This is a genomic window from Komagataeibacter intermedius TF2 (genome assembly GCF_000964425.1).
Lineage (GTDB): Bacteria > Pseudomonadota > Alphaproteobacteria > Acetobacterales > Acetobacteraceae > Komagataeibacter > Komagataeibacter intermedius.
In genome coordinates, this window is sequence record NZ_BANF01000340.1 from 1 (window position 1) to 782 (window position 782).

Consider the following 782-nt stretch of genomic DNA (forward strand, 5'->3'; position numbering starts at 1 on the left):
ATGGCCCGAATGCTGTGCGATCATCTGTGGAAGAACCGCCGCCGTTGCATTGAGGACACCGGACACGTTTACGTCCACCATACGCTGCCATTCGTCCACTTTCAGGCTGTCAACGTTGGACAGGGGCATCAGGCCCGCATTGTTGACCAACACGTCAATCCTGCCGAACTGGGTGATAAGCGCATCTGCTGCAGCCTTGCATGACGTCAGATCCGTAACGTCGGTTGGAAGGGCAACGGCTTTGCCGCCTGCCCCGGTGATTTCCGTCGCCAGCGCGTCCAGACGGTCCTTGCGCCGTGCTGCCAGACCGACAATCGCCCCCTCTGTTGCAAGTTTGCGTGCTGTTGCAGCGCCTATCCCGCTGGAGGCTCCGGTAACAAGGGCGACCTTACCTCTGATACTCATGATAATCTTCACCTATTCCGTTTAAAAAAGAACGAGAAAACAGGTAAAGACCAAGGCAGATGGTTTCTGTCGTCCTCTTGCTAAAACCATTGTGATTTTGCGTTTTTGTGAGTTGGGCTGGACAATTCACGGCACGCCTGAAAGGGAAACCGGATGCCTTACCCGCATCGTTCTTCGCTGCATGCCGCCTGTTATGCCCTCGAGGACCGTATTCCGGGCCGGAAGATCGGGCAAAGCCAAGGAGGGGCATGGAAAGAGGCCGAGGCACAGATATTCCGCCGGCCGCAACACGAGGATGAAGTGCTGGTCCCGGCCGTGGCCGAGCCCTTGCTGGTCTGGATCATCTCGGGAGAAGCGCAGATCGAGGAACGAGAACT

The 782-nt window shown here is 56.9% G+C and carries 1 protein-coding gene and 1 pseudogene; one reads left to right on the forward strand and one right to left on the reverse strand.

All coding sequences use genetic code 11. The features are described from left to right. Nucleotides 1-417, reverse strand: a 417-nt coding sequence (locus tag B7449_RS17455; RefSeq protein ID WP_148431400.1) for an SDR family oxidoreductase, incomplete at its 3' end; no start/stop codon positions are given. A gap of 141 nt (nt 418-558) precedes the next feature. Between B7449_RS17455 and B7449_RS17460 the strand changes: the two are divergent. Next, nucleotides 559-782, forward strand: a pseudogene (locus tag B7449_RS17460) (AraC family transcriptional regulator); the annotation flags it as partial.